The following is a 25,357-nucleotide window of genomic DNA, read 5'->3' on the forward strand; positions in this document are numbered from 1 at the left end:
CACACCGGACGGGATGTCCTCATTGGATCAGGCCGATGTGCGGATGTTCCGGGGACACCGGGCAGACGTGCAGTTGCAGATCGTAGCCTCGGGCGAGGTCGAGCCGGGTCGGGTTCCACGGTTGGGGATTGTCGAGGGAGGCCGTGGAGAGGGCTTGGTCCTCGTAGGGGATCCAACTACGGGTGTTGGAGGCCCATTCGGACGAGGCGATGGTCAGCAGCGGGTCCATCCCGGTGCCGCATGCGGGGCAGAGCCGGGGGACGGGATCGGTGAGGCCCCAGCGGGTCCAGCCACCGACCTTCCAGCCGGGAACGACGGACAGCTCGTTCCAGTAGAACTCGTCCGGGGCAGGAGCATAGCGGCGGTCCACTCCAGCGGCCTGCCACCTGCTCCAGTCCGCCAGCTGCTGCTGCAACTCCTCGCTCAGCTCCATACAGTTGGGGTACTCGGTGATCTGCTCCGGCGCGAGCAGGCACGGCTCGGGCACGTAGCCGTCGTTCTCCACCTCGAACGGCTCGGGCGGCGCGGCGAGGACGTCGTCGACCTCGGCGGCGGTTCGCCAGAACAGGGCGGTGAGCGGCTTGTCATCCGGCTCGTGGTCGAAGGGACACCACAGCACCTGGAGCAGATCGGCCCGTCCGGGCGGCCGCAGCAGGGGTAGGTCGCGCACGTACAGCTGGGCCACGGGCACCATGGCAACCGGGCCCGGTCCCTCGTGCCGGTCGTCGCAGTGCGGCCACGGCTCGTCGGCGGGCCACAGCAGTGGCCCGCCGACCGAGCTGTCATGCGGTGTCGGTGACCCGGGGCGGGGATGCAACCGGGTCGCTGTGCGCGCCAGCGGGGCCAGCTGAGGGAAGAGCGCGGTGACGTCGACCGGCCGCGGCGGGGTGGTACGGCTCATTCTGGCTCCCGATGGCACGAATCAGATGGGGCTAGTTTCCGAGGTTCAGCTGCCCAGTATTCTTATAGGTGTTGGAGATGTAGATATCGGGGAACAGCGGCTGCGATGTTCCGTCCGAACGCTCGACCTTGGCGGACATCGTGACGCCCTGAGGAATCGTGCTGTCGCTGTTCTGGTAGTGGGGCGTCACCTGGTAGAAGATCGCGTCATTCGGACCGAGGATGCCGCCGTCCTTCACCGGCTTCACCGATTTTTGGGCAAGGGTCTCGTAGGTCCGCATGCTGGGCGTTCCGGTGTTCATCCCCGACTGCCAGCAGGGGACGAGGTTGATCTGCCCGCCGTCCAGTACCGCGCCCGTTCCACCGAGGATGTTGGCGATCAGGTGGCACCGGGCGAGCCCGGCTGTGGACGAGCTGGCCTGGCGGAACAACTCGGCGTCCTCCCAGCCGGTGATGTCCCCCTTCGCATGACTGCCCTCTACTGTCACCGTACCCAGGCAGGCCTGGGCCACGGAGGCCCGAACACCGGGCGGACCGGGCGGGGAGGTCTTTATGTTGATGTGCGGAACCGATTCGGTGGTGTTCTTGATCCACCCGTTGCCGGATGCGAACGCCCCGGCCGGAGTCTTCTGCCGACATACGGCCTGCGGCTCGGCGATCGAGCCGGATATCTCCACCTTGAACTGATCGCCCTTCACCACGCGCTGACTCGCGAAGCCTTCCAAGAGCTGAGCCTCAGCGGCCTTGTTGTCATCAAGCGGGACGTGAGCGCGCACGCAAGGGCTGCTTGTGCCGCCGTCCAGTACGTCGATGACCCACCCACGGGCGCTGTGACGGGGGAGGATCTCGGCGCACTGAGCGCCGTCGGTTCCTCCTTCAACGGTGTGCCAGAAGGGGAAGTCTCCGCAACTGTCGGTCGGCACGAGGTCCGTTCGGGCCTGGAAGGCTGCGCAGGTCCGATCCCTCCGACCGGCCACGTCGTCCTTTGTCCGCGTCAGCGGCTTGGCGCGGCCCCAGCCGTTGGGGAGGTTGTTCTGGGCCCACAGATAGCCGGCCGCCGCGGCCCCCGCGCCCGCCGGGTACTGCTGGTCGCTCATCCTGACGACCGGCATGACGCTGGGCACGACGCAGCCGGGGTCGGGCGTTCCGGTGGCGGCGGTGTCACGGACGTCGTCGTCGCAGCGGATCTTCTCCGGATTGTCCCAGGAGGCGCTCGGGTCCGTGATCTGGGCGCCGGGAGACGTGACGTACATCAGGTACGACGTGGTGAAGTCGACCGCAGTCCCGGCCCCCGGGGTGGATTCGTAGGCCACGTCGCCGCTGATGACCTGGTCCTTGATCAGATTGCCCTTCGTGAGCCACGGGGCAGGCGTGGTGGCCTTGCAACCGGCCGAACAGGCAGCCCTGAACTTCACGTTCACGGTCGTGACGGCTCCGGTCGCACCGGTCATGGTGACCGCGACCTTCTCTTTCCACTTCGTTCCCTTGGCGGGCAGGACGGCGCTGCTCGAAACGTTCAGCGTTCCGGTGCCGACCTCCCTGCCGTTGGTGTCCCTGAGCGTGTACAGCACGGTCAGGCTGTAAACGCAGTACCCGAAGCGGCTGTGCCACCACGTCCCGCGGGTTGTGATCGTGCAGCTGCCCGTGTCGGCGGCAGCAGCAGCGGCAGAGGCAGCGGCCGGCGGCGCGGCGGCGGCGCGGGACTTCCGCCAGACCGGGGTCACCGGCGTGGCGATCGTGGTGACACAGGCCTGCACGGCGCCCGCCTTGCGCTCACCGGAGTCGGCCGGCGTGGGCTCGCACTTCTCCTCGGAGTTCACCGTGGCGGGCTGGGTCTTGGCCGGGACGGGAACGGCGGTCGAATCGCCCGGCGCAACGGTGGTCGGCGCAACGGAGGTCGGCGAAGAGGCTGATGCGACGTGGCCGTCGGCGGCGGCGGTGCCGGTCGCGGTGAGGCTCAATGCGAGGAGGAGACCGGGAAGTATTCGTCTCCTGCGTGGTGAAATCATGTCTTCTCTCTGTAGGAAGCCGCCCCGAGCGGCATCTGACGGGTCGTGCGATCGATCGATCCGGATCGCCTTCTGTCACTCGGGGCGGGAATTGCTCCGCACCCGGGGAACCGGCCGGCGAGCGAAGTCGGCCGTGTCGGGTATTCCGACTTGCCGAAACGTTTCGCTGCCGGCCGATTCGTCAGCCCCGACCCGTGACCGAATTCCGGTGGCGAAGGAGTCTGCACGGCCAGGGGGAGGAGGTGATGGATCAGATGTCAGTGGACGAGGTCATAGAGCACCTTGGATGCGGCCCCGGTGGCCTTTTCCACGGTGCGGACGACCGGCTTGGCCACGGCAACGGCGGCACGTCCGCCGCCGCGGGTGACCAGCCCCAGTGCCGAGCGGCCGGCGGACGATGCGAATTCGCCGCTGGTGAAGCCGTATTCGATTCCGGTGGCGATGGCGCTGACTCCGGCGGCGACCACAGAGACGCCGAGGCAGACGGCGGCGATGCTGCCGAGAACGGGTGCCGCCGGGAAGAACACGCATGAGACGGCGAAACCTGCCGCCAGCAGTCCTGCGGCCATGCTCACCTTGTCCGCGGTGTCAGCCCACCATTTGGCGTCGTTCCACCATTCGTCCTTGCCGGACTGGCTTCCCTTGGGGTTGACCGTGTCGTTGTTCGTCGTGTCGGAGGGATTGCGGTTCGCGTCGCGGTCCTTCTGCGCCTGCTCGGCGGCCACGCGTGCGGCTTCCCGCACCTCGGCCGTCCGCTTGTCCGCGGCGATCTGGCGTGCTTCGGCGGCGGCGTTGGCAGCGGTCTTGGCGTCGCGTCCGGCGGCGAGCTCGGACTGGTGGGCGCTGGCGGCGGAGGCCTGGGCACTGTACGAGGAGGCGAGGGCACTGCGGGCCGCGTCGACGGCGCGGTTGGCCGAGTGGTTGGCCGCACGGGAGGCGCTCTGGGCCGTGGCGGCGGCGTCCTTGGCCTTGTTCGCCGAAGCCTGTGCGTCGGCGGCGGACTTGTCCGCCGCGTCCGCGTGCTGACGGGCCTGGTCCGCGAAGCCCTTGGCCAGGTTCGCCGAATCGACGGCCTTCTGGGCCCACTCCTGGGCCTTCTCGCCGGCGTCCCGGGCGACTGCCGCGACCTGGGAGGCGAGCGCCGCGTCCTTCTGCGCCTCCTGGGCGAGCTTCGCCGCGGCCGCGATGGTCGCCTGCATGGCAGCTGCGTGGCTGAGGGAGTCGAAGTCGAGCTGGGCCGCTCGGTGCTGAACGGCTTCCACGAAGTTCCGGCGCATCCATGCCGGGCCCGACATGGCGACCTCCCCGTATGCCTTGGAGTACAGGTCGCCGCTGGCGATGACCTTCATGGTCCTGACGGCGTCGTCCTCCTCCACGGCCTTGGGCAGGTCCTCGTCGAAGAACTTCTGGAGGGCTTCGGGCGTGTTCGCGTTCAGCGCGTCGTTCGCGGCCTTGGTGACGGCCTTGCCGGGCTTCGCGTTCAGGATCTTCAGGATGTTGACCCGGTTGTCCTGGGCGCGCGACTTGATCACACCGGAGGTGTTGAAGTCCCCCACCGCGGGGGTGCCGCCGGCGAGGGCCTGGGCCGCCGCCCTCGCCACGGCCGGTTCGGCGACCTGTGCGATGAACAGGGTGGTCTCGCGGTCGTCCTGGGACTCGGCGAGCATCCGGTCGAGGTCGATCCAGGAGTGGACGTCATAGTCGGACCCGGCGAGTGCGAAGCGGGCGGCCTGACGGGTCCAGGTGCCGCTGGAGTTCAGCAGCGCGACGGCTGCCTGGCGGCCGACGGCGGCGGCGGCGGTGAGGTCGTCGTTGCCGAGGGCCTGTTCCGCCCTGGCGATCAGGTCCTTGGTGGCCTGGGCGGTCTGCTGCGCCTGGGTGCGCTTGTTCAGGGCGGCAGCACGTTCGGCCTTGTCCAGGATGGCGAGTTGCGCGGCCTCCTTCATGCCTTGCAGCTTGTCGGCGGCCAGAGCGGCGGCCTCGGCGGCGCGGGCGTTCTTCTCCACCTCGATGGCGTCTGCGACGGCCTGGGTGGCGGCATTGGCGGCATTGACCGCTGCGTTGGCGTAGGCGGTGGACTTGTTCGCGAAGTCGATTGCCTGGCCCGCGTACTTGACGGCCTCTTCAGCGGCGTCCGCGGCCTTCTCCGCGTGCCCGGCCGCGGATGTGGCCGCCCGGTTGGCGGTACGCGCGGCACGTGCGGCGGTCGAGGCCAGTGCTTGGGCCGAGGAGGCCGCGTTGGTCGCCTGGTTGGCGGCGGAGGAGGCGATCTCGGCCTGGCGCTTGGCCTCGGCCGCCTCACCCTGGGCGACACCGGAGGCCTCGGCCGCCTGGGCGGAGGCCTTGGCGGCGGCAGCCGCGTCACGCGCCGCGTCGGCGGCGGCCAGGCCGGCGTTCGCGGACTGCTCGGACGCGACGGCCGCGTCATCGGCCGCCTTGGCCGCGGAGTAGGCCTTCGCGGCGGCGTCACGCGCGGCGACAGCCGCGTTCTTCGCCTCGTTCGTCTTCGAGGCGTCCTTCGACGCGGCGATCGCAGCGTGGTAGGCGCGCGTGGCGGCCGATCCGGCAGCGGCGGCCGCCTGGGAGGCGGCCGTTGCCGCCCAGGAAGCACGCTGCGACGCCTGGACGGCGGCGGACGAGGCACGAATGGCCGTACGGGCGGCGGACGCCGCGCCGCTCGCGGCGGTGGCGGCCTGCCGGGCGGCCTCGGCCGACCTGCGCACGTCGTCCCTGGCCGCGGCGGCTTCCGCCGCGGCCTTCTCAGCGGCCTCCTTGGCCTTGCCCGCGGCCTTCGTCGCACGCTCGGAGGCGTCGACGGCCAGATCCGTCTGCTCCCGTGCCCGTGCGCTCTCACGCTCGACAATGGCGACCAACTGCCCGATCGTGGCCGACTCCTGGTCGCGGGCCCGCGCGATGTGCTGGCCGGTGTCGAGGTACCACTGCACGTCGTTCGCGGTCCCGCTCAGGGCCCGGTTCGCGTACTTCTTGAGCTCCGGGCCCGCCGTGGCGAGGCTGCGGACGATCTCCACCCGCATGTCCTCGAGCCTGGCGTTGTACTGGCCGGTGAGCAGGAACTGCTCCAGCGCCTGGTCGGTGCCGGAGCTCAGCGCGGTGTTGCCGTCCCGCTTGATGCTCTTTCCACCGTTGGCCATGACGCTGAGGGTCAGGACCCGCATGTCCTCGGTGACCGAGGAGCGGAAGCCGTCCTTGACGAACGCGGCTACCGCCTCGTCACCCCCGTTGAGGGCCGCGGACACATCCCTCCCGACACTCTTGCCCCCGTAGCCGAGGTAGGTGAACGCGGTGACCCGGTTGTCGATGCGCGTGGACTTCGGCAACTGCTCGGCCAGGAAGGTCGTGATCTCCTGATCGGTACCGCCGAGTGCGTAGGAAGCCGCGGCCTTGACCGAACGGCCGCCCAGAATCCACGCCTTGACGACCTTGGCCCGGTCCGTGTCCGGAAGCGCCAGCGCGTCGCCGGCCGCAGCGGCGGTCGCGCCGGGCGCTGCCCGGACCGGGGTGGAGAGCAGCAGCGGGGTCGAGACAGCTGCCGCGCCGGCCGCCATAGCGGTGGCGAATCGGCGCCGACTCCAAAATGTTTCCTGCACGGAAGAACCTCTCTGGCTGTGATTCCTCGTCGAGGCCGAGGCTAAATCCCGCCCGAGACTCTTCATCGGGGACGGGGATGACTCGACCATATGCAGGACACACGCCAGGAACACACTCGAATAGAACCCGATCGCCACCGCAGCCGAAAGATGGCTGGATCTCGACTATGGATTTTCGAAAAATCGATACAACCATTCCGAAGCGTGGCGCAAGTCACGCCAGCGATGGTAGATATGCCCCTACATGGGGCTTTTATCTCATTGGCTGGAACGCAAATGTCTTGGTTTCATTCAGAAGATCGTCAGCCACTTGCGCAAACCGGGAAGCAATCCCGTTCCAAGTGCGCCGACCAGCCGCACCCGGGGATATTCACCATCACGCGCGGGCTCCACATTCAGGCTCGCGGATTTCACTCGCAGCGCATTCACGTGCGCCCGCGAATCACCTGGATCGACACTAAGGACGAAGATGAAGGCACGTAGCTCATTCCTGCGGACCGTCGGCGCGGCTCTCGGAGCCGGGGCTCTGACCTGGGCTGCTGTGGCCGGAGTGACCGGCGGATCTGGCACCGAGGGTCTCGCGACGCAGTCGATCGCCGACGAGGGCCCGGGCTACGCCATCGAGGACTTCGCCTATCCGAACGCCGACAAAATCCTCGCGGAGCAGAAGATCAAGCTCAAGAGCGGGGACGGACACATTCTCCTCGCCGAGTGCACGGGCGCACCTGAGCTGATGGAGGTCTTCTCCCACAAGAACGAGAAGGTGTGCTTCCGGACGACCGGGAACAAGGGATACCTGAGCCTGGAGATTCCGTCGGTGTTCGGAATCAAGGGAAATGAATACGCCTCGCAGGTCAACATGACCACGGGCACCGAGGAAAAGTCGTTCAACGTGGACAAGAACGCCTGGACGGCAGTGGGCGAAACCGCGGACGAAAAGGGCCGCGATTTCATGCTTCTGGAGATCAGGACTTCCAAGTAGTCACCACCGGGGAAACCCCATTCGCTCGTCGGGCACCACACCCGACGAGATCGGCAAGCTTTCCTACTCCGAAAGAAGATCATGCCTGAAACTCGTCCCCTGCCCACGCGGGCGACCGGTCTGCTCGTGACGGCCACCGCCGTCGCGGCCGGCCTCGTATCGGCTGCCCCTGCCCAGGCCCTCACGGGTCCCGAAGCACCGGCCGGCCGGTACGCCTTCACCGCGGCACTCGTCATCGGCGACGAGACCAACAGCCGCGGCTGCAGCGCGGTCCTGGTCGACCCCCGCTGGGTCCTGACGGCTGCCAGCTGCCTGGCCACCACACCCGGCGGCCCGGTCTCGGCCGGAAAGCCCGCGCGGAAGACCACCGCCACCTTCTCCGGGCAGGCCCACGACATCGTGGAGGTCTCCGCGAGCGCCACCGATCGCGACCTGGTCCTGGGCCGGCTGGCCGCCCCCGTCACCGACGTCGTTCCGGTCAGGCTCGCCACCGCCGCTCCGGCGGCCGGCGTCGACCTGGCGGCAGCCGGCTTCGGGCGGACGAAGACGGACTGGGTGCCGGGCAAGATGCACACCGGCGCGTTCACCGCGAACTCCTCCGACGCAGCCACGCTCTCGATCACCGGCAAGGGCACCGACGCCCTCTGCAAGGGCGACACGGGAGGCCCCCTCCTCAACGCCGCCGGTGAGCTCGTGGGCATCAACAGCCGCTCCTGGCAGGGCGGCTGCCTCGGAGCACCCGAAACCGAGACCCGTACCGGCGCCATAGCCGCGCGCACCGACAACGTCACGGCATGGATCGAGCCGGTCGTCGCCCCGCGCACCGGCAACCAGGTGTCCCTGCTGGCCGCCGGCGGCGGAGTGATGTGGTCCCAGTTCGGGGACCTCGGCTACGGGGAGTACGGCCAGTCCTGGGCCAAGGTCGACGGCAAGGACGTGTCCCGGGTGGCCACCGTCCGCGACGGCGACACGGTGCGTGCCTACGCGATCGCCGACGGCCGCGTCTACGGCCAGGACCTCGACCTGGCGGCGAACGGCAAGTGGTCCGGCTGGGGCGAGGTGCCCGGCGGCGCCGCCGGCGCCAAGGACATCGCCGCCTCTCTGGTGGGCACCAGCGTCCACGTGCAGATCGTCGGCGCCGACGGCAACCTCCACTCGCAGGTCGCCGACTACCGGGCCGGCCGCTGGAACGACCGGTGGGCCGCGGTCGGAGCGTCCGGGCTGACCCGCGTCACCAGCGCGCCCGCCGGTCCCGTCGTGCGCGTCCAGGCCGTCGCCGACGGGCGCGTCTACGGGCGCGACTTCGACACCCGCAACAACAGTTGGAGCCCGTGGGGCGAGGTGCCCGGTGGTGCCGCCGGCGTCAAGGACATCGCCTCCAGCATGATCGGCAACAACGTCCAGGTGCAGATCGTCGGCGCTGACGGCGCCCTGTGGACCCAGTTCGGCAACTACGACGCCGGCCGCTGGAACGACGCATGGAGCAGGGTCGGCGGCACCGGCCTGACGAACATCACCAGCGCCCCCTCGGGCAACGCCGTCGAACTCTACGCAACCGACGCCGCGGGCAGGATCAACAATGCTCGGCTCGACGCGGGCACCGGCACCTGGAGCGCGTTCCACGAACTCAAGGGCGGTATCTCCGGCACCACCGACGTGTCCGCCGCGATCCTGGCCGCACCCTCCAAGGTGACGCTGGCCGCGACGGCGACCGACGCGCTGGCCATCCAGAACGGCAATCTGTCCACCGGCGCGTTCGGGGCCCAGTGGAACAGCGTCGGCGGCCTCCCGATCACCAACCTGACCAGCGTCGACACCGGAAGCACGATCCGCTACGTCGGTGTCGCCGGCGGCAGGGTCTACGACCGCGAGTACAACCCGGCCACCAACGTCTGGGGCAACTGGACCGAGGTGCCGGGCGGCGCCGTAGGTGTCAAGGACATCGCCGCCACCATGATCGACAACGTCCTGTACGTGCAGATCGTGGGATCCAACGGCGACCTGCACACTCAGGTCGGCGACTACAACGCCGGCCGCTGGAACAACAACTGGGCCGCCGTCCCGGGGTTCACCGGACTGACCAGCCTCACCTCCGTGAAGGCCGGCCCCTACGTCCGCCTCTACGGCATCGCCGGCGGCAAGGTCTACGGCCGCGACCTCGACACCCGCAGCAACACCTGGAACAACTGGGGCGACATCCCCGGTGGCATCACCGGCGCCAAGGACATCACGGTCTCCCGTGTCGGAGCCACCGTCCAGATCCAGGTCATCGGCTCCGACGGCGCCCTCTACGGCCAGGCGGGCGACTACCTCGCCGGCGCCTTCAAGCCGTCCTGGACCAAGATCGGCGGCACTGGCCTGACCCGCCTCTCCAGCGCCTCCGCCGCCGGCAACATCAACGTCTACGCCATCGGCGCCGCCGGCAAGGTCCAGAGCACGACCCTCGACACCACCCTGGGCAAGTGGACCACCTCGCGCCAGGTACCCGGCACCCTCACCACGCCGACCGACCTCACCGCCACCGCCACGCGGTAACACTCCGCACCGCCCGTCCAGGCACTGCTCGTTTCCACACGACAAGGATTGATATGCCCGTAAACAGTTCACGCCGCGCGTGGGCTGCCACGTTGGTCGCCACCACGGTGGGAGGCGGCCTCCTCGCCGCGAGTCCTGCCACGGCCCTCAACGGGAGCGATGCACCGAGCAACGGCTACGCCTTCGCAGCGAAGCTCACCATGGATGACAGGGCGGCCTGTTCGGGCGCTCTGGTCGACGCCCAGTGGGTGATCACCGCCGCGTCCTGTTTCCGCAACGGCTCCACACCGGTCCCGGCCGGCAAGCCTGCCGTGAAGACGACAGTGACGGTGGGCCGCACCGATCTCACCCAGTCCACAGGCACCGAGGTCGAGGCCGTGGAACTGGTGCCTCACGCGGACCGCGACCTGGTGATGGTGAAGCTCGGCTGGCGCGTCGTCGGGGTGGAACCGGTCAAGGTCGCCACCACCGCCCCGGCGATCGGCGATCAGCTCACTTCGCTGGGCTTCGGGCGGACGAAGTCCGAGTGGGTCCCGAACAAGGCGCACACGGGGGCCTTCACCGTGGCCTCCGCCGAAGGCGGCGCGCTCGGCCTGGACGCGTCGGGCGACGCGGTGGTCTGCAAGGGTGACACCGGTGGCCCGGCTCTGCGCCAGAAGGACGGCGGTCTGGAGCTGGCGGCAGTCAACTCGCGTTCCTGGCAGGGTGGCTGCCTGGGCACGGATGCGGCCGAGACCCGCACCGGGGCGCTCGCTGTCCGTGTCGACGACGTGGCGGCCTGGGTGGACCAGGTCCGCAGGACCACCCCCGCGGTGCGTCTGCCGGCCCTGGTGCCCAACGTCACCAAGGTGATGGGCTCGGGCGACTTCAACAACGACGGCCGTACCGATGTCGCCGCCGTCACCACCGACGGAAACCTCCACACCTTCGCCGGCCGTCCCGACGGCACCTTCGAGTACGGCCGCCCGCTGTGGCGGGCCGACGGCACCTGGGGTCCCGCCAAGAAGATCATCGGGGGCGACTTCAACGGCGACGGGTTCACCGACATCGCCTCCGTCTGGAGCGACGGCGCGCTGCGCCTGTACGCGGGACGGCCTGACGGCACCCTGGCCGCCGGCAAGGTGATGTGGACCGGCGGGAGCACCAACTGGGATGCCATGCGCCAGCTCGAGCGGTACCGGACGGCGGGCTCCGACCGCGACGGGCTGCTCGCCGTCTGGGGTACGGGTGACGCCAAGGGGTCTCTGCACGCCTACTCCACCGGTGCCGATGGCGTGCTGAGCGGCCAGAGCCGCAAGATGTGGCCGGACACCACGTGGCTCTCCGTACAGAAGATCACCTCCGGTGACCTCAACAACGACGGCCGCGACGACATCGTCGCCATCGCCTCCGACGGAGCCCTGCGCCGCTACAGCGGCAACGCCGCCGGCGGTCTCGACGCCGGCGCCTCCATCTGGCCCGACAAGACCTGGAACAACATGCCCGTCATGTTGGCCGGTGACTTCGACGGCGACGGCAGGACCGACCTCGGCGGCCTGTGGAGCAACCAGCAGCGCTTCAACTTCTACAAGGGCACCGGCCAGGGCGCCATCGCCCTGGGCACCAACGCCTGGCCCTCTCCGCTTCCCCTGCCCGCAGGCGGTCAGATCCGCAACGCGAACAGCGGCAAGTGCCTGGAGATCGTCAACTCCAGCAAGGACAACAGTGCCGTCGCCCAGCAGTGGACCTGCGGGACGCAGGCCGGCGCGAAGTGGGAGTTCCGCCCGACGGCCACCGCGGGTGTCCACCAGATCGTCAACGTGAACAGTGGCAAGTGCCTGGAGATCATCAACTCCAGCAAGGACAACGGGGCCCGTGCGCAGCAGTACACCTGCCGCGACATCCCCACCATGCTCTGGACGATCAAGCAGGCCGGCAGCACCGTCGGCCTGGACATCAGGAACGTGAACAGCGGCAAGACCCTCGAGATCGCTGATTCCAGCCTGGCCAACGGCGCGGCCGCCCAGCAGTGGGCGCACTCGTCCGACCCGTCCTTCGCGACCCAGAGCTGGTACCTGTGACCAGCCCTGCCGACAGGCCGTGACACACCCGGCGGCCGGCCCCTCCCGCCATCAGCCGGAGGGGCCGGCCGCCGGCGAAACGGCGCCTGATCCCACGTCCCAGGACATCGGCGCGCGTGCCGACCGGTCCCGGGATGTACGGCCCGCCGTCCGTTCCCTCACCATTGCCCTGAGGACGGACGGCGGGCTCCTTCGTCCCCGATACTCATCGGAGACGTCCGCCGCCGATCACCGCGGAAACGCTGCCCTTTCGCCGAAGGACCGACACCAGTGACCAAGCGCATCACCCCACTCGGCCTCGTCCTGCTGGCGGGGGCCGCCGCACTCGGCCCCAGCGCGCCGCCGGCCACCGCTGCCGTCCCACCCGCCCCACCACTGGTGAGGATCATGCCGCTCGGTGACTCGATCACCGCAGGCTGGGGCAGTTCCAATGACGCGGGATACCGATCCGAGCTCTGGCACCTGATGGAAGGCCAGTCACGCTTCACGCCCGACTTCGTCGGCTCCGGGTCCTTCGGCAACGTCGGCGACCCCGACAACGAGGGTCACAGCGGCTGGACCATCGATGACGTCCGCTCGAACATCGACCGGTGGCAGACCGCCGCCGACCCGGATGTCATCCTCCTGCACCTGGGCATCAACGACCTCAACACGCACCGCGCAGACCCTGCGGACGCCGCACGGCGCCTGTCCGAACTCGTCGACCGCATCGTGGCCAACCGCCCCGGTGTGACCGTCATCGTCCAGGGCCTGCTCGTCGACACCCCGGGGCTCGAGCAGCAGACGCGCGACTTCAATGCCGCCCTCCGTGGTGCGGAACCGGAGCGCCGCGTCCGGGGCGAGCGGTTCCGGTTCGTCGAACCGCCCCGCCTCGACGTCGCGGCCGAGTTGCCCGATCACCTTCATCCCAATGACGCCGGCTACCGCAAGATGGCCCTGGCCTACCACGGCGGCCTGGAGCAGGCCGTCAACGACGGCTGGGCCGTGCGGCCGCGCGTGCCGCGGGCCGGTACGGAATCGGGCGGCACCGGCCCTGTGCGGTGGGCCGACTTCGACGGCGACGGACGCCCCGACTACCTCACCATCGCGGACAGCGGTGAAGTGCGGGTATGGCGCAACCTGGGCGGGAAGCCGGGCGGTGGCTGGAAGGCGCTCGGCGCTGTCGCCACCGGCACCACGAAGAACCGTGCCCTCGTGCATCTGGCCGACTTCGACGGCGACGGCAGGACCGACTACTGGGTCGTCAACTCCGGCGGGTCCGTCGACGTGTGGCTCAACCGCGGCGGCGACGCGGCGGGAAGTGGCGGGTGGCAGAGCATCGGCAAGGTCGCCACCGGCACCACACCCCGTCCCGAACAGGTCCGCGTTGCCGACTTCGACGGGGACGGCAGGGGCGACTACCTCACGATCGCCGACAACGGCGCCGTCCACGCGCACCTGAACCGCGGCGGCGACGCTGCGGGCAACACCGGATGGCACGACATCGGCCAGGTCGCCACCGGCACCACGACGGACCGGACCCGGGTGCGACTGGCCGACTACGACGGCGACGGCAGGGCCGATTACTGGATGATCGGCCCCGGCGGCAGGGTCACCACCTACCTCAACCGAGGCGGGGACGGCCACGGTGGCTGGCAGTACCTCGGGCAGACGGCGACCGGCCTCACCACCGACCACGGCAGAGTCCAACTGGTCGACTTCGACAAGGACAGCCACGCCGACTACCTCCTCACCGACTCCGACGGCAGCGTCGGCGTCCACCTCTTCGCCGGAGGCGACCCCTCCGGGCCCCACGGCTGGAATCCCATCGGCACCGTCATCGACGCCCCGCCGAAGTGACCCCGGTCCCTGCCCCCTTCACTCGGCCGATCGGACTCGACGGTCCCGCCGCTCCCTACGCGAACCCGCCCCACACGGCTGCTCCGCTCTGCGCAGCACCCGCAGTGGCGTCGATCCGGTACGTGTCGTCCTTCGCATCGCGTCCGCCGGTGGCGTGGTCGTACTGGCCGGCGAAGACGTGCTCGCCGGGCGGGACGGTCCTGCCGGGTCTGAGGGTCCACCGGTAGACGAGGAAGCCACCTTCCGTGCGGGCGGAGAGGTCGAAGTCCTCGGCGGGGCGGGTTCGCCAGCTCCCGGTGTCCTTCACCCCCTCGGTGACGGCGATGCGCAACTCGACGACGAGCGCGGTGAGCGGCTCCCTCGTCTTGAGGGTGACATTGCTCTGTGCCCAGTAGGCGTTGCTGTGGGGGTCGACGGATCCGTCGGCCCACAGTGGACCGTCCTCGGTCCGGCTGCCCTGCGTCGGCGACGCCGCGCGGCCGGCGGCGGACGGCGCGGCGGCCGCCGGATTCCGTGGCGGGTCCGGGGTGTGCACGACGGCGACCACCGTGAGGGCGCTCACCGTCAGGGTTCCGGCGGTGGCCAGGGTCGCGAGGAGGATCTTCGGCCAGGACAGGGTGCTGGTGCGCTCGCGGCCCCTCGGCCGGCGGGCGGTGCCGGGGCGGGCCGTGCCGCGCTCGACCCGGGCCAGCATGCGGGCCCGGTCGGGCAGGTGGGCTTCGGCGCTCTCGCGCAGCAGGCCGCGCAGTTCGTCGGTCACCGGCTTCCCCTTCCCACCAGCTCGTCGGCAGCCCGGGCACCGAGCAGCCGCTGCAGTTCCGCCGTCCCCTTCGAGGTCTGGCTCTTCACCGTACCCACCGATATCCCGAGCGCCGCCGCGGTGTCCTTCTCCGAGAGGTCGAAGGCGTACCGCAGTACCACGCAGGCGCGTTTGCGGAACGGCAGCGTGTCCAGTGCGGCCCGTACGTCCATGACGGCGGCCATGTCCGGGCCGTCGGTCCGCTCCGGGCGGTGCGACCAGAACAGCAGGACGCGCCGCCGCTCGCGCACCGTGCTCCGGATCCGGCTGCGGGCGAGGTTGGCGACGATTCCGCGGGCGTAGGCAGCCGCGGAATCGGCGCGGCAGGCCCGGTCCCAGCGGTGCCAGAGCGCGACCATCGCGTCCGCGGCGAGGTCGTCGGCGGCGTCCGCCTCTCCGGTCAGCAGGTACGCCAGCCGGGAGAGTTCGGCGTGGTGGCGTTCGAAGAACGCGTGGAAGGCCGCGGCACCCTCGTCTTCGGTCATGGCCTCGGTACGGCCTCTCGGTGCGACGGGGGCGTTCTCAGGCAGGTGCCGGAGCGTAGCAGTCCGTTCGAGTGCCCGTTCTGACGCCTCGGTTCGCCCGGGCCCGGTCCGCACTGTGGCGCCCATCAGCCCGTCGGGTTCCAGCCGTCGGTGCCGGCCAGGTAGGCGCGGGCGGTGTGGGTCGCGGCCCGGTCCGGGCCGAGCTGGGGCCGGTTGGCTCCGGTGCCGGCGCCGGGGCCCGTGTTGGCGTACTCGGCGAACCGGGCGGACTTCCAGGAGAAGCCCCCCATGTCGGTCCAGGGCCCGTCGGTCTTCACGGCTGCGGGCAGGCTCGTGTTGCGGATGACCAGCTGGCCGACCGCGCTCGCGCCGGGGTGCCAGGGCCGGCCGAGGTAGTAGGTCCCGGGCCGGGCGGGGCTGCTGATCGTGCTGTCGGTGATGAGGATCCCGTACGGCTTCGCCACGTCGGTGTTCGGGGCGGCGAGGTATCCGCCCAGTCCGCCGGCCGCGGCGCCCCGGTCGCGCAGGGTGATGTTGACGTGGTCGTAGACGGCGGTGGCGTTGCCGAAGACGAAGTCGACGTCACCCGCGATGAAGCAGTGGCGGAAGTACTGCCGGTACTGGCCGGTGGCCGAGGGAGCCCAGTTGAGGACGGTGTCCTGGTGCCCGATGAAACGCGAGTTGAGGTACCTCTGGCGGTCGCCGGACGCGTTGACGGCCACGGCCTGGGTGTCCCTGACGTCCGGGTGCGCCGACCTCTCCCACGTGTTCTCGACCGTGATACCGGTAACGGTGATGTCGTTCGCCGAGAAGGTCGCGGTGGCGCTGCCCGCCGTTCCGTACGTACCGCCTCCGGGCTTCGGCGTGCCGGAGGCGTTGTCGTAGGTGATGACGACGTCCTCGGCGTTTCCGGTGGCTCCCTTGAGGGTCAGCCCGTGCTTGGAGTTGGGGACGTTCACCGTCTCCCGGTAGGTGCCGCGTGCTACGAGGACGGTGTCGCCCGCGGTGGCGGCGTCGACGGCGGCCTGCACGGAACGGTGGGCCGCGGAGCCGTCGGCGGCGACCGTCAGCGTACGGCCGCCGACCGGACCGGTCGGGGCGGGACCCGTCGGGGCGGGCCGGGTCGGGGCGGGACCCTTGCCTCCGGTCTCGGTGAGGACGCCGGCGCCCGCCTCGGCCGCCAGCTTCGCCGGCAGTCCGGCGGCGGGTTCCAGTCCGGCGGTGAGGGTGGGCCGCCAGCCCACGGTGGTCTTGATCTTCTTGCCGGGGTTGGCGGAGTTGTGGGCGGCGACCAGGTCCACGGGGACGCCGTCGACCAGGTTGCCGCTGCCCGCGACGGCTCCGGTGCCGTCGCCGCTGAACAGCTGGGAGGTCTTCCGGTCGGAGGAGAGCTTCCAGTGGTTGTTCTGCGCGACGACCTGAGCGCCGGCGCGGGAGTTGACGCTGTAGCTGTGCGTGTAGCCCTCCGACGCCGTGGTGTCGTAGTAGTTGTCGTACAGGTGGATCTGGCCCACCCGGGCGAGCGGGGCGCGCTGGACAATGCCCTGGAAGACGTTGTGGTGGAGCGTCACCCGCAGTTTGGTGTCCTTGTCGCTGCTGCCGATCAGCATGGTCTTGTCGTGGTTTCTGAACGTGTTGTATCCGACGGTGACCAGGTCGGAGGCGTTGGTGATGTCGAGGGCGCCGTCGTGGACCTGGTATTCGCGGCCGAAGCGGACCGGATTGGCGGAGTCCGGGTGCGGGGCGTCGGAGAAGCTGTTGTGGTCGACCCAGACATGGGTGGCGCCGCGCAGGCTGACGGCGTCGTAGGCGGAGTTCCAGTTGCCGGTGGAGCCGTCGGTCGGGTCCCACTGCGGGAAGCAGTCCCGGACGTCGGTGAGCGACAGGTTGCGGATGATCACGTTGTCGGCGTTCTTCACCACCAGGCTGCCGCCGGTGATGCCCGCTCCGGTGCCGGGCACGCCGATGACGGTGGTCCGCGCCGGCACCGTGAACACCATGCGGGCGGCCTGCCTGGCCTGGGCCGTCCTGCGGGCGTTCTCCTGGGCGCCGGACGGCACCTTGGTGCGGCCCCAGACGGCTGGATCGTAGGCCTTGAGGTAGGCGTCGAGCGAGTAGCCGGTGCCCGCGGCGTAGTCGGCGCAGCTCTGCGGCTTGCCGCTGTCGTCGGTGCCGGCGTCGATCAGGCCCTTGACACGGACGATCCGCGGGGCGTCGGCCGGGCCCGCGGCCAGGGCTCTCGCCAGCTCGGCGCGGGTGGAGACGGTGAAGACGCGTGCCGCGGCCGCGGCCCGGCCGCCGGTGGTGCCCGAGCCGCTCGCGGCCCAGCCGTCCCGGGCGGGCAGCACGCCGTGGGCGAGGTCGGCGGGCGCCACGGCATCGGCCTTCACGACCAGCGGTACGGCGCCGAGACCGGCGGCGACCAGGGCGGCCGCTCCGACCAGGGCAAGCCTTCGGCGTCCGGTGGGGCGGCGGTGGGGGGAAGCGGACATGGGCGGTGGCTCCTTGCGGTGAGGTGCACTGTTCACCCCTCAGTTGCCGCCGGAGCCCGAAAGGTTGCCGGGCACCCACCGAAATATCCTCGCGGCTCCCGCGAGCAGTGGTGCAGGGGCGAGGAGTTGGCGCACTCCAGCGCCCGACGTTCACAAGATCGGATAATCATCCGCATTCGGGCAGCAGTTGAAAGATAGTGACATACCGCCATGTCACGGACCTCACATGCGCCCGGTTTCTGGCACCTTGTTACCCGAGGTGCGGAGCCGAACGGAATGGGGACACCGGGATGATGCGCGACCGTCGGACCACCGGGTGGGGTCGCCGCGGTGGGGCGAAATTCGTCGCAGGCGTGACCGTGGGCGCGATCGCCCTCCTCACCGGATGCGACGTACTCAAGCCCTATACGCCACCGCGGCCGCCGGCCAAGGGGGCCCTCACCTTCTACGTGAGCCCGGACGGCGACGACGATCAGGACGGGCTGTCCGAGGCCACTGCCTGGCGCACCCTCGCCCGGGCCGACCAGGTGCCGTTCCGGCCGGGAGACCGTCTCCGGCTCAAAGGCGGAGAGCGCTTCCCCGGAGAGCTGACCATCGGCCCGGGCCATGCGGGCAGCACGTCCAAGCCTGTGGTGATCGATTCATACGGCACCGGTCGGGCGACCATCGCGACGCGGGGCACTGCGGGAATCACCGTGTACAACACCGCCGGGGTGGAGATCCGGAACCTGACCCTCGTCGGCGATGCCAAGGCTCAGCGCAGTGCGGACGGCATCACCTTCTTCAACGACCGCCGGGACGGAAAACCCTTGGACCACGTGCGGATCTCCGGGGTCGACGTGTCCCGGTTCCAGAACGGGATTCACCTGGGAACAGGCCCGAAGTCCGCCGGCTTCCGCGACATCCGGATCAGCGACTCGGCAGTGCACCACAATCAGAACGCCGGGCTGGCTACCTACGGACCCCGCTTCACGCCCGAGAAACCGCGCTACGCACACGAAAAGCTCGTGATCACGCGGGTCAAGGCGTACAGCAATCCGGGAGACCCGACGGCGGACGACCGCAATACCGGCAGCGGAATCATTCTCGGCAGCATTCGGGGCGGGACCATTCAGCAGTCGGTCTCGTACGACAACGGGGCGAAGTCCTCGGCCCGCGCCCAGGAGGGGCCCGAGGGGATCTGGACCTACGACTCGACCCGCGTCGTCATCCAGCACAACAAGGCATACCGCAATCACACCGGCTCTCGCGTCGACGGCGGCGGTTTCGGACTGGACAACAACGTGTCGTCGTCGGTCCTCCAGTACAACCTGTCCTACGGCAACGACGGCGCGGGCTTCCTCATGTACTCGGGGGAACCGACCAACGCCCACAAGGACAACGTCGTGCGGTTCAACTACAGCTGGGACGATGCCAGAAAGCTGTCCTGGTACGGCGGCATCGTGGCCTTCGGCACTCGCATGCGGGACCTGGACATCTATCACAACACCGTGATCCTGCGGTCGAACGGCATCGACCGACCCCCGGCCCTGCGCCTCCGAAACGGCATGAGCGGAGTCCGTGTCCGCAACAACATCTTCGTCACCAACGGCGCTCCCGTCGTGGATTCGGACACGAACTACACGCAAGCACTCGTGCATCTGCAGGGCAACGACTACTTCAGCACGGGCGACTGGAAGCTGCAGTGGGGCAAAGCCCGGTATACCGACTTGAATGCCTGGCGGTCCCGGGCCGGACAGGAGCAGATGGGCGATGTCCTGACGGGCAGCACCGCCGACCCGTGCCTCATGGGCGCGGTGGCCCCGGTCACCGATCCTGCCGGGGCCACCTCTCTCGTCTCTCAATGCGCCGACAAGCTGGAAGGTGCCGTCAGACTGCGGTCGGTCGGCGTCGACCCCGGCCCGGTCGACTACTTCGGGGCACGGCTGAGGACGGCGCCCTCCGCAGGTGCCGGACAGCCGCGTGCCGAGGACTGAGCGGGACCGCCACCACGCAGGGGTGCGGGCACCGTGGCGGGGGCCGGCCTGCCGAGTGCCCGGACGGTCCAGCCGGCGGAGCGCCACAGACTCGCGTCGAGGTTGTTGCGGGCGTCGACCAGCCGCGGTGCGCACACCACGCGTGCCAGCTTCACCGGGTCGACCTGCCGGTACTGGCTCCACTCGGTCAGGTGCAGCACGACATCCGCTCCCCGGCACGCCGTCAGGACGTCCGCCTCGTAACGCAGTTCGGGGTGAGCCACGCAGGCGTTGTAGATCCCTTCGGGGTCATGGACCCGTACCTCTCCACCCTCGCGGTGGATCGCCGCCGCCACGGCAAGGGCCGGCGAATCGCGGACATCGTCGCTGTTCGGCTTGAAGGTGGCGCCCAGGACGGTGATCCGGTGTCCGGAGAACGCACCACCGACCAGGTCACGGGCGATGGTGACGGTCCGGGACCGCTGGCGCAGGTTGATGTCGTCGACCTGGCTCAGGAAACTCACCGCCTCCTCGACGCCGAGTTCCCGGGCCCGCGCGGTGAAGGCCCTGATGTCCTTGGGCAGGCAGCCGCCGCCGAAGCCGAGGCCCGCGTTGAGGAAGCGGCGCCCGATGCGGGTGTCGTGTCCGAGTGCATCCGCGAGGGTGCTCACATCGGCGCCGGCCGCGTCGCAGACCTCCGCCATCGCGTTGATGAACGAGATCTTGGTCGCGAGGAAGGAGTTCGCCGCGACCTTGACCAGCTCGGCGGTGGCGGGGTCGGTGCTGATGTACGGGATGTCGGCGTCGAGCATGGGGGCATACACCTCGCGCAGGGTCCGGTCCGCGCGCGGTGAGGTGACGCCCACCACGAGCCGGTCCGGCCGCAGTGTGTCCTCGACCGCGAACCCCTCTCGCAGGAACTCCGGGTTCCAGGCGACCTCCACGTCAGCCGCCGCAGGGACAAGGCCTCGGAGCCGGGCCGCGATGCGGGGGGTGGTACCCACCGGGACGGTGGACTTGCCCACGATCAGGCAGGGGCGCGTCAGATGGGGAGCCAGCCCGTCGATGACGGCGTCGACGTATCGCAGGTCGGCGGCATTCGAGCCGGCCTGCTGAGGTGTGCCCACGCAGACGAAGTGCACCTCGCCGAAGGCGGCCGCCTCGCTGAGGGAGGTGGAGAAGCGAAGGCGCCCGGATCCGATGGCGCGGGTCAGTACGTCGTCGAGGCCTGGCTCGAAGAAGGGTGGCCGGCCCTCGGTGAGGGCTCTGATCTTTTCGGCATCGACGTCGACACCGAGGACCTCGTGTCCGATGTCCGCCATGCACGCGGCGTGCACGGCTCCGAGGTATCCCGTACCGATGACGGTCAAACGCATGGGAATCTCCTGTCTGACAAGCTGGTGTGAGTGGGCCGGTGTGATGAACCGGAGGCGGGCTCGAACGCGTCAGGCCGGGTAGCCCGAGGGGTTGAGTTCCTGGAAGCGCCAGGCGTCACGGCACATCGCGGCGAGATCACGGGTCGCGGCCCAGTTCCAGGCCTCAGCCACCGCGGTGGGATCTGCGACGAGCTCGGTCACGTCTCCCGGACGGCGCCCGGTCACCTCGTAGGGAATCGGCCTGCCGGACGCCCGCTCGAAGGCGGCGACGAGATCGAGGACGGAGGACCCCACCCCGGTGCCGAGGTTGAAGACGCGCATGCCGTTCTCGTCCCCGAGGTGCTCCAGCGCACGGCGATGACCCTCGGCCACGTCCATGACATGGATGTAGTCGCGGATACCGGTCCCGTCGGGGGTGGGGTAGTCGTCACCGAAGACGCTGAGCCGCTCGCGGCGGCCGACGGCGACCTGCGCCAGGTACGGCATGATGTTGTTGGGTACGCCCCGGGGGTCTTCGCCCAACAGTCCGGACGGGTGCGCGCCGACCGGGTTGAAGTACCTCAGGGCCAGCACGCTGAGCTCGGGCAGGCGGCGGCAGGTGTCGGCCAGTACTTGCTCGCAGAGCCACTTCGTCGAGGCGTACGGGTTGGTCGGGGCCGCCGGGTCCCCTTCTGCCAGAGGCACCTTGGTGGCGTCCCCGTAGATCGAGCACGAAGAGGAGAACACCAGCCGGTGCACTCCATGTGCGTGCATGGCCGACAGCAGGGCAGTCGTGCCGCCGACGTTGATGTCGTAGTAGGCGATCGGGATCTCCACGGACTCCCCCACCGCCTTCTTCGCGGCGAAGTGGATCACTGCGTCGATCGGGTGCGAGTCGAATACGGCATCCAGCGCACGCCGGTCCCGCATGTCGGCTCGGTGGACGGCGGCGACCGGGCGTCCCGCGATCTTCGCGACGCGTTCCAGCGCCTCCGGTGAGCTGTTCGAATGATCGTCGACGACGACCACCTCGTAGCCGTTCTCCAGCAGTTCGACACAGGTATGGCTGCCGATGAAGCCGGCACCGCCGGTGACCAGGACCGTCGTGGGCATGGGGGTGGGATCCTTTCTCCGTGATCGTCTGTGGGGGTGGGGAGCCGGTGCGCCGGTGTCACCAGCCGAAGATGCCTGCCGCATAGATGGGGAACAGGCCGATGGCCAGGGCGAGCGGCAGCAGCGCGAGGGTTCCGGCGAGCAGGGGCAGCCGGGCCGTCACCACGGCCTTGTACTTGGGCACTCCCGCGGCCCGGGCCATCTCTGCGATGTGCAGCCCGGCGATGGTGAGGGTGACCATCGCGTACGAGAACGAGCCGAGGATGCACAGGAAGACATATCCCGCGGCGGGGCCGGTCAGCTCGCCGGCCACGGCCGCGCAGGACAGGGTGGTGGTGATGATCAGGTAGGGCGCCATGAGCCGCAGCGGCAGGGGCTCGAGCCCGTTCGTCGACTTGGGGGTCACCTTGAAGACCACCGGCCGCGGGCGCAGCTTCTGTACCAGGGCCGCGCCCACCCCCCAGGCGACGAAGGGCCAGCGGGCGAGCCCGAAGAGCCAGCTCTCCCAGCTCAGGACCGGCGCTTTAACGGGGCGGAGCAGGCCGCGCCTGCGCACGAGCATGGTCAGGAGCAGCAGACATGCGGACATCGCCCAGAAGTGGCCGAGGAACGAGAAGTAGTTCACGTTGATCCAGGGCAGACCGGTGACAGCCGCGACCGGGGGCAGAGCCAGCGCCATGATCGTCGTCCCTGCGAGCAGCGGGTAGTACGACAGGGCGAAGGCGAAGCGCAGGCGAAGCCAGCCGGGCATGCGGCCCAGGTGGCGGGGCAGCATCCCGAAGAGCATCACCGCGAGACTGCGGGACCACTGGAACTCCTGGGTGGCCATGGCGGCGAAGGTGACGGGGCCGTCGCCGCTGGCGTGGGCATCGATGGCGAACGACCCTTGCCAGCCGGCCGAGTTCATCAGGAACGTGGTCGAGAAGTCCTCCGCGAGTTCGGGCCCGATTCCGCCGATGTCCCGCACCGCCTCCGTACGCACCGCGTAGTGGGAGCCGATGCACACGGGCGCCAGGCCCGCCGAGTGGCCCAGCTGGACCGCCCCGTGGAAGACCGCCTCACGATGCAGTCGGCCCCGGGCGGACCAGGAGACTTCGGCGTTGGCGTCGCACACGCTCGGAGCTGCGACGTAGCCGATCGCGGGATCGGCGAACGGCCGCACCATCTCGGTCAGGTACGTACGGCTCGGCACGTGATCGCAGTCCAGCTGCGCGACGACGTCGTACTCCCGGTAGCCCCAGTGGTCGTAGAAGAAGGCGAGGTTGCCCTCCTTGCAGCGCGTGCGCCGCGGCCATGTGAGCCGGTGGTAGTCCGGGCGGTCCCGGCGGCAGGAGACCCGGACTCCGTTCGCCTCGCACCATTCCAGGATCTCGCTGGACGGGTCCTCGTCGCACAGCCATACGTCGTAGGGGTGGGGGTAGTCCTGGCGGAGCATCGCCTCCAGGGTGGTACGGGCGATGTCCCAGTGCTCCGACGGAGCCCGGGTGACCACGAACCCGGTACGCACCGCCGGGACTTCGATCCGGGAGTCGAACCGGCGCAGGCGGACGATCGCGACCCAGAAGGGCACGGGCAGCAGCGCGAGGTAGAGCAGCAGCGCGCTGTTGACGGCCAGGCCCACCCATCCGATCCGGTGCTCGGGACGCAGCCACCAGACCCAGAACCAGATGAGGCAGGCGACCCAGCCCAGGGTGAGCACCGCCACCTTCAGCCTGTCGGCTGTGCCGAACTGGCGGACGAAGCTCGTCGGGCGGGTCTTTAGAGCGCGGCTCGGATGGGCGAACACGGGCCCGTCGGGAGGGATCTCGGCGACGCGACCCCGGGAGAGCTCGCGGATCTGGTCCTTGAGTGGGGCCTGCTCTCCGGACGGGCTGGGGATGCGCGCGTCGGTCGCGGCAGCCGCCTGTACGAGCCCTGGCTCGGTCGGGGTCATGTGAACGCACTCCGGGATGATCTTGGTGTAGGCGGCGCGAGGGCCTCACGGTCGCCTTGGCGGTGAGGGCCGGCGGGGAGAGGGCCCGGCGGGGAGAGGGGTGCCGTGACGCCACTCCCCGCCGGAGCGGAGGTCAGGACGCGTTCAGGCCGGAGCGGGAACGGATTCCGGCCGGCCGGAGACAGCGTCGGTGTACCTCCTCGGGGGCGGCATCCCGTCCTCCTGGCCGCCGCGGATCGCGGCGGCTCCGGCCGAGAGGTCGGCCGGGCGGGAGGCGAACCAGTCACTCGTCCTGCGCAGCCCCTCCTCGATGTCCACCTCGGGCCACCAGCCGAGGGTGTCCCGCGCTCGGGAGATGACCGGCCGCCTGCGGACCGGATCGTCGACGGGGAGGGGGTGGTACTGGATCTCCGACAGCGAGCCGGTGAGTTCCAGCACCATCTCGGCGAGCTCGGTGACCGTCCGCTCCACCGGATTCCCCAGGTTGAAGGGTCCGGCCTCGGAGGAGTCGATCAGGGCCACGAGCCCCCGGACCAGGTCGTCGACGTAGCAGAAACTGCGGGTCTGCTTTCCGTCTCCGTAAATGGTCAGGGGTTCGCCCGTGAGGGCCTGGGTGATGAAACTCGAAACCACCCGCCCGTCGTGCGGGCGCATGCGCGGACCGTATGTGTTGAAGATCCGCGCGATACCGACATTGACACCGTGGGTTCGGCGGTATGCGATTGAGATCGCCTCAGCGAATCGTTTCGCCTCGTCGTACACGCTGCGGGGTCCGACGGAATTGACGTTGCCCCAGTAGTCCTCGTCCTGCGGGTGGACCAGGGGGTCGCCATAGACCTCGCTCGTCGACGCGAGGATGAACCGGGCACGATGACGCAGTGCGAGACGGAGGGCGTTCTCCGTCCCCCTGCTGCCGACGGCCAGCGTCTCCAGCGGCTGCCGGAGGTAGTCGGGCGGGGACGCGGGGCTCGCCAGATGGGCGACGGCGTCGACAGGGCCGGCGACCTCCATCATGACGCTGACATCGGCTCGGATGAATTCGAACGCTGGATTGGAGAGCAGGTGGGCGATGTTCCTGGGCTCGCCTGTCGAGAAGTTGTCCAGGCACACCACGGAGTCCCCGCGCCTCAGAAGGGCCTCGCAGAGATGTGACCCAAGAAATCCACCGCCACCGGTGACGGCAACGCGCATACGCTTCTCCAGGAATCGGGAGCGGAAAGCCTCGGATCGCGTTCCTGGTGCAGCCGACCCACATGCACGGCGGCCGGAAGCGAACGGGCTCGGGGGGAAAC

At 69.6% G+C, this 25,357-nt stretch carries 15 protein-coding genes; 5 read left to right on the plus strand and 10 right to left on the minus strand.

Annotated features, from left to right (window positions below; translation table 11 throughout):
• Nucleotides 1–19 precede the first annotated feature (19 nt).
• The 3 genes from OG373_RS06125 to OG373_RS06135 form a co-directional block, all read right to left on the minus strand.
• Nucleotides 20–901 (minus strand): hypothetical protein, encoded by an 882-nt coding sequence (locus OG373_RS06125; RefSeq protein WP_405436488.1) that lies wholly within the window; start codon nucleotides 899–901, stop codon nucleotides 20–22.
• Between the two features lie 31 nt (nucleotides 902–932).
• A complete protein-coding gene (locus OG373_RS06130; RefSeq protein ID WP_405436490.1) occupies nucleotides 933–2,861 on the minus strand; it encodes a DNA/RNA non-specific endonuclease in 1,929 nt (642 codons plus the stop codon).
• A 305-nt stretch (nucleotides 2,862–3,166) separates the two neighbouring features.
• Complete coding sequence (locus OG373_RS06135) at nucleotides 3,167–6,475, minus strand: ALF repeat-containing protein (RefSeq protein WP_405436492.1); 3,309 nt, start codon at nucleotides 6,473–6,475, stop codon at nucleotides 3,167–3,169.
• A gap of 511 nt (nucleotides 6,476–6,986) precedes the next feature.
• Between OG373_RS06135 and OG373_RS06140 the strand changes: the two genes are divergently transcribed.
• From OG373_RS06140 to OG373_RS06155, 4 genes are all read left to right on the plus strand, one after another.
• A complete protein-coding gene (locus OG373_RS06140) occupies nucleotides 6,987–7,499 on the plus strand; it encodes a hypothetical protein (protein WP_405436494.1) in 513 nt (170 codons plus the stop codon).
• An 81-nt stretch (nucleotides 7,500–7,580) separates the two neighbouring features.
• Complete coding sequence (locus OG373_RS06145) at nucleotides 7,581–10,034, plus strand: trypsin-like serine protease (RefSeq protein WP_405436496.1); 2,454 nt, start codon at nucleotides 7,581–7,583, stop codon at nucleotides 10,032–10,034.
• A gap of 92 nt (nucleotides 10,035–10,126) precedes the next feature.
• Nucleotides 10,127–12,094, plus strand: coding sequence for an RICIN domain-containing protein (locus OG373_RS06150; RefSeq protein WP_405436498.1), 1,968 nt, complete (start codon nucleotides 10,127–10,129; stop codon nucleotides 12,092–12,094).
• Nucleotides 12,095–12,364: 270 nt separating this feature from the next.
• Nucleotides 12,365–13,933: an FG-GAP-like repeat-containing protein gene (locus tag OG373_RS06155; protein WP_405436500.1), complete on the plus strand. Its 1,569-nt coding sequence runs from the start codon at nucleotides 12,365–12,367 to the stop codon at nucleotides 13,931–13,933.
• A gap of 55 nt (nucleotides 13,934–13,988) precedes the next feature.
• On the opposite strand, the gene OG373_RS06160 is transcribed toward OG373_RS06155, so the two are convergent.
• The 3 genes from OG373_RS06160 to OG373_RS06170 form a co-directional block, all read right to left on the minus strand.
• Nucleotides 13,989–14,693 carry a hypothetical protein gene (locus tag OG373_RS06160; RefSeq protein WP_405436502.1) on the minus strand — a complete coding sequence of 235 codons (705 nt, stop codon included), beginning with the start codon at nucleotides 14,691–14,693 and terminating at the stop codon, nucleotides 13,989–13,991.
• On the minus strand, nucleotides 14,690–15,217 hold the full coding sequence (locus OG373_RS06165; protein ID WP_405436504.1) for a SigE family RNA polymerase sigma factor: 528 nt from the start codon (nucleotides 15,215–15,217) through the stop codon (nucleotides 14,690–14,692). The genes OG373_RS06160 and OG373_RS06165 overlap by 4 nt, the downstream gene beginning before the upstream one ends.
• Before the next feature lie 125 nt (nucleotides 15,218–15,342).
• Nucleotides 15,343–17,709, minus strand: coding sequence for a pectinesterase family protein (locus tag OG373_RS06170; RefSeq protein ID WP_405436506.1), 2,367 nt, complete (start codon nucleotides 17,707–17,709; stop codon nucleotides 15,343–15,345).
• Between the two features lie 359 nt (nucleotides 17,710–18,068).
• Here OG373_RS06170 and OG373_RS06175 point away from each other — a divergent pair, with 359 nt between their 5' ends.
• Nucleotides 18,069–19,685 carry a right-handed parallel beta-helix repeat-containing protein gene (locus OG373_RS06175; protein WP_405436508.1) on the plus strand — a complete coding sequence of 539 codons (1,617 nt, stop codon included), beginning with the start codon at nucleotides 18,069–18,071 and terminating at the stop codon, nucleotides 19,683–19,685.
• On the opposite strand, the gene OG373_RS06180 is transcribed toward OG373_RS06175, so the two are convergent.
• The 4 genes from OG373_RS06180 to OG373_RS06195 form a co-directional block, all read right to left on the minus strand.
• Nucleotides 19,619–21,040 (minus strand): UDP-glucose dehydrogenase family protein, encoded by a 1,422-nt coding sequence (locus OG373_RS06180; RefSeq protein WP_405436510.1) that lies wholly within the window; start codon nucleotides 21,038–21,040, stop codon nucleotides 19,619–19,621. The genes OG373_RS06175 and OG373_RS06180 overlap by 67 nt on opposite strands.
• Nucleotides 21,041–21,109: 69 nt before the next feature.
• Nucleotides 21,110–22,132, minus strand: coding sequence for a UDP-glucose 4-epimerase GalE (galE, locus tag OG373_RS06185; protein WP_397728174.1), 1,023 nt, complete (start codon nucleotides 22,130–22,132; stop codon nucleotides 21,110–21,112).
• Nucleotides 22,133–22,190: 58 nt separating this feature from the next.
• Entirely contained in the window at nucleotides 22,191–24,065 is a 1,875-nt protein-coding gene (locus tag OG373_RS06190; RefSeq protein WP_405436511.1) for a glycosyltransferase family 2 protein, read from the minus strand.
• Nucleotides 24,066–24,209: 144 nt separating this feature from the next.
• Nucleotides 24,210–25,256, minus strand: a complete 1,047-nt coding sequence (locus tag OG373_RS06195) for a UDP-glucuronic acid decarboxylase family protein (RefSeq protein ID WP_405436514.1) — start codon at nucleotides 25,254–25,256, stop codon at nucleotides 24,210–24,212.
• Nucleotides 25,257–25,357: the final 101 nt, after the last annotated feature.

The organism is Streptomyces avidinii, from assembly GCF_045161815.1.
Lineage (GTDB): Bacteria > Actinomycetota > Actinomycetes > Streptomycetales > Streptomycetaceae > Streptomyces > Streptomyces avidinii.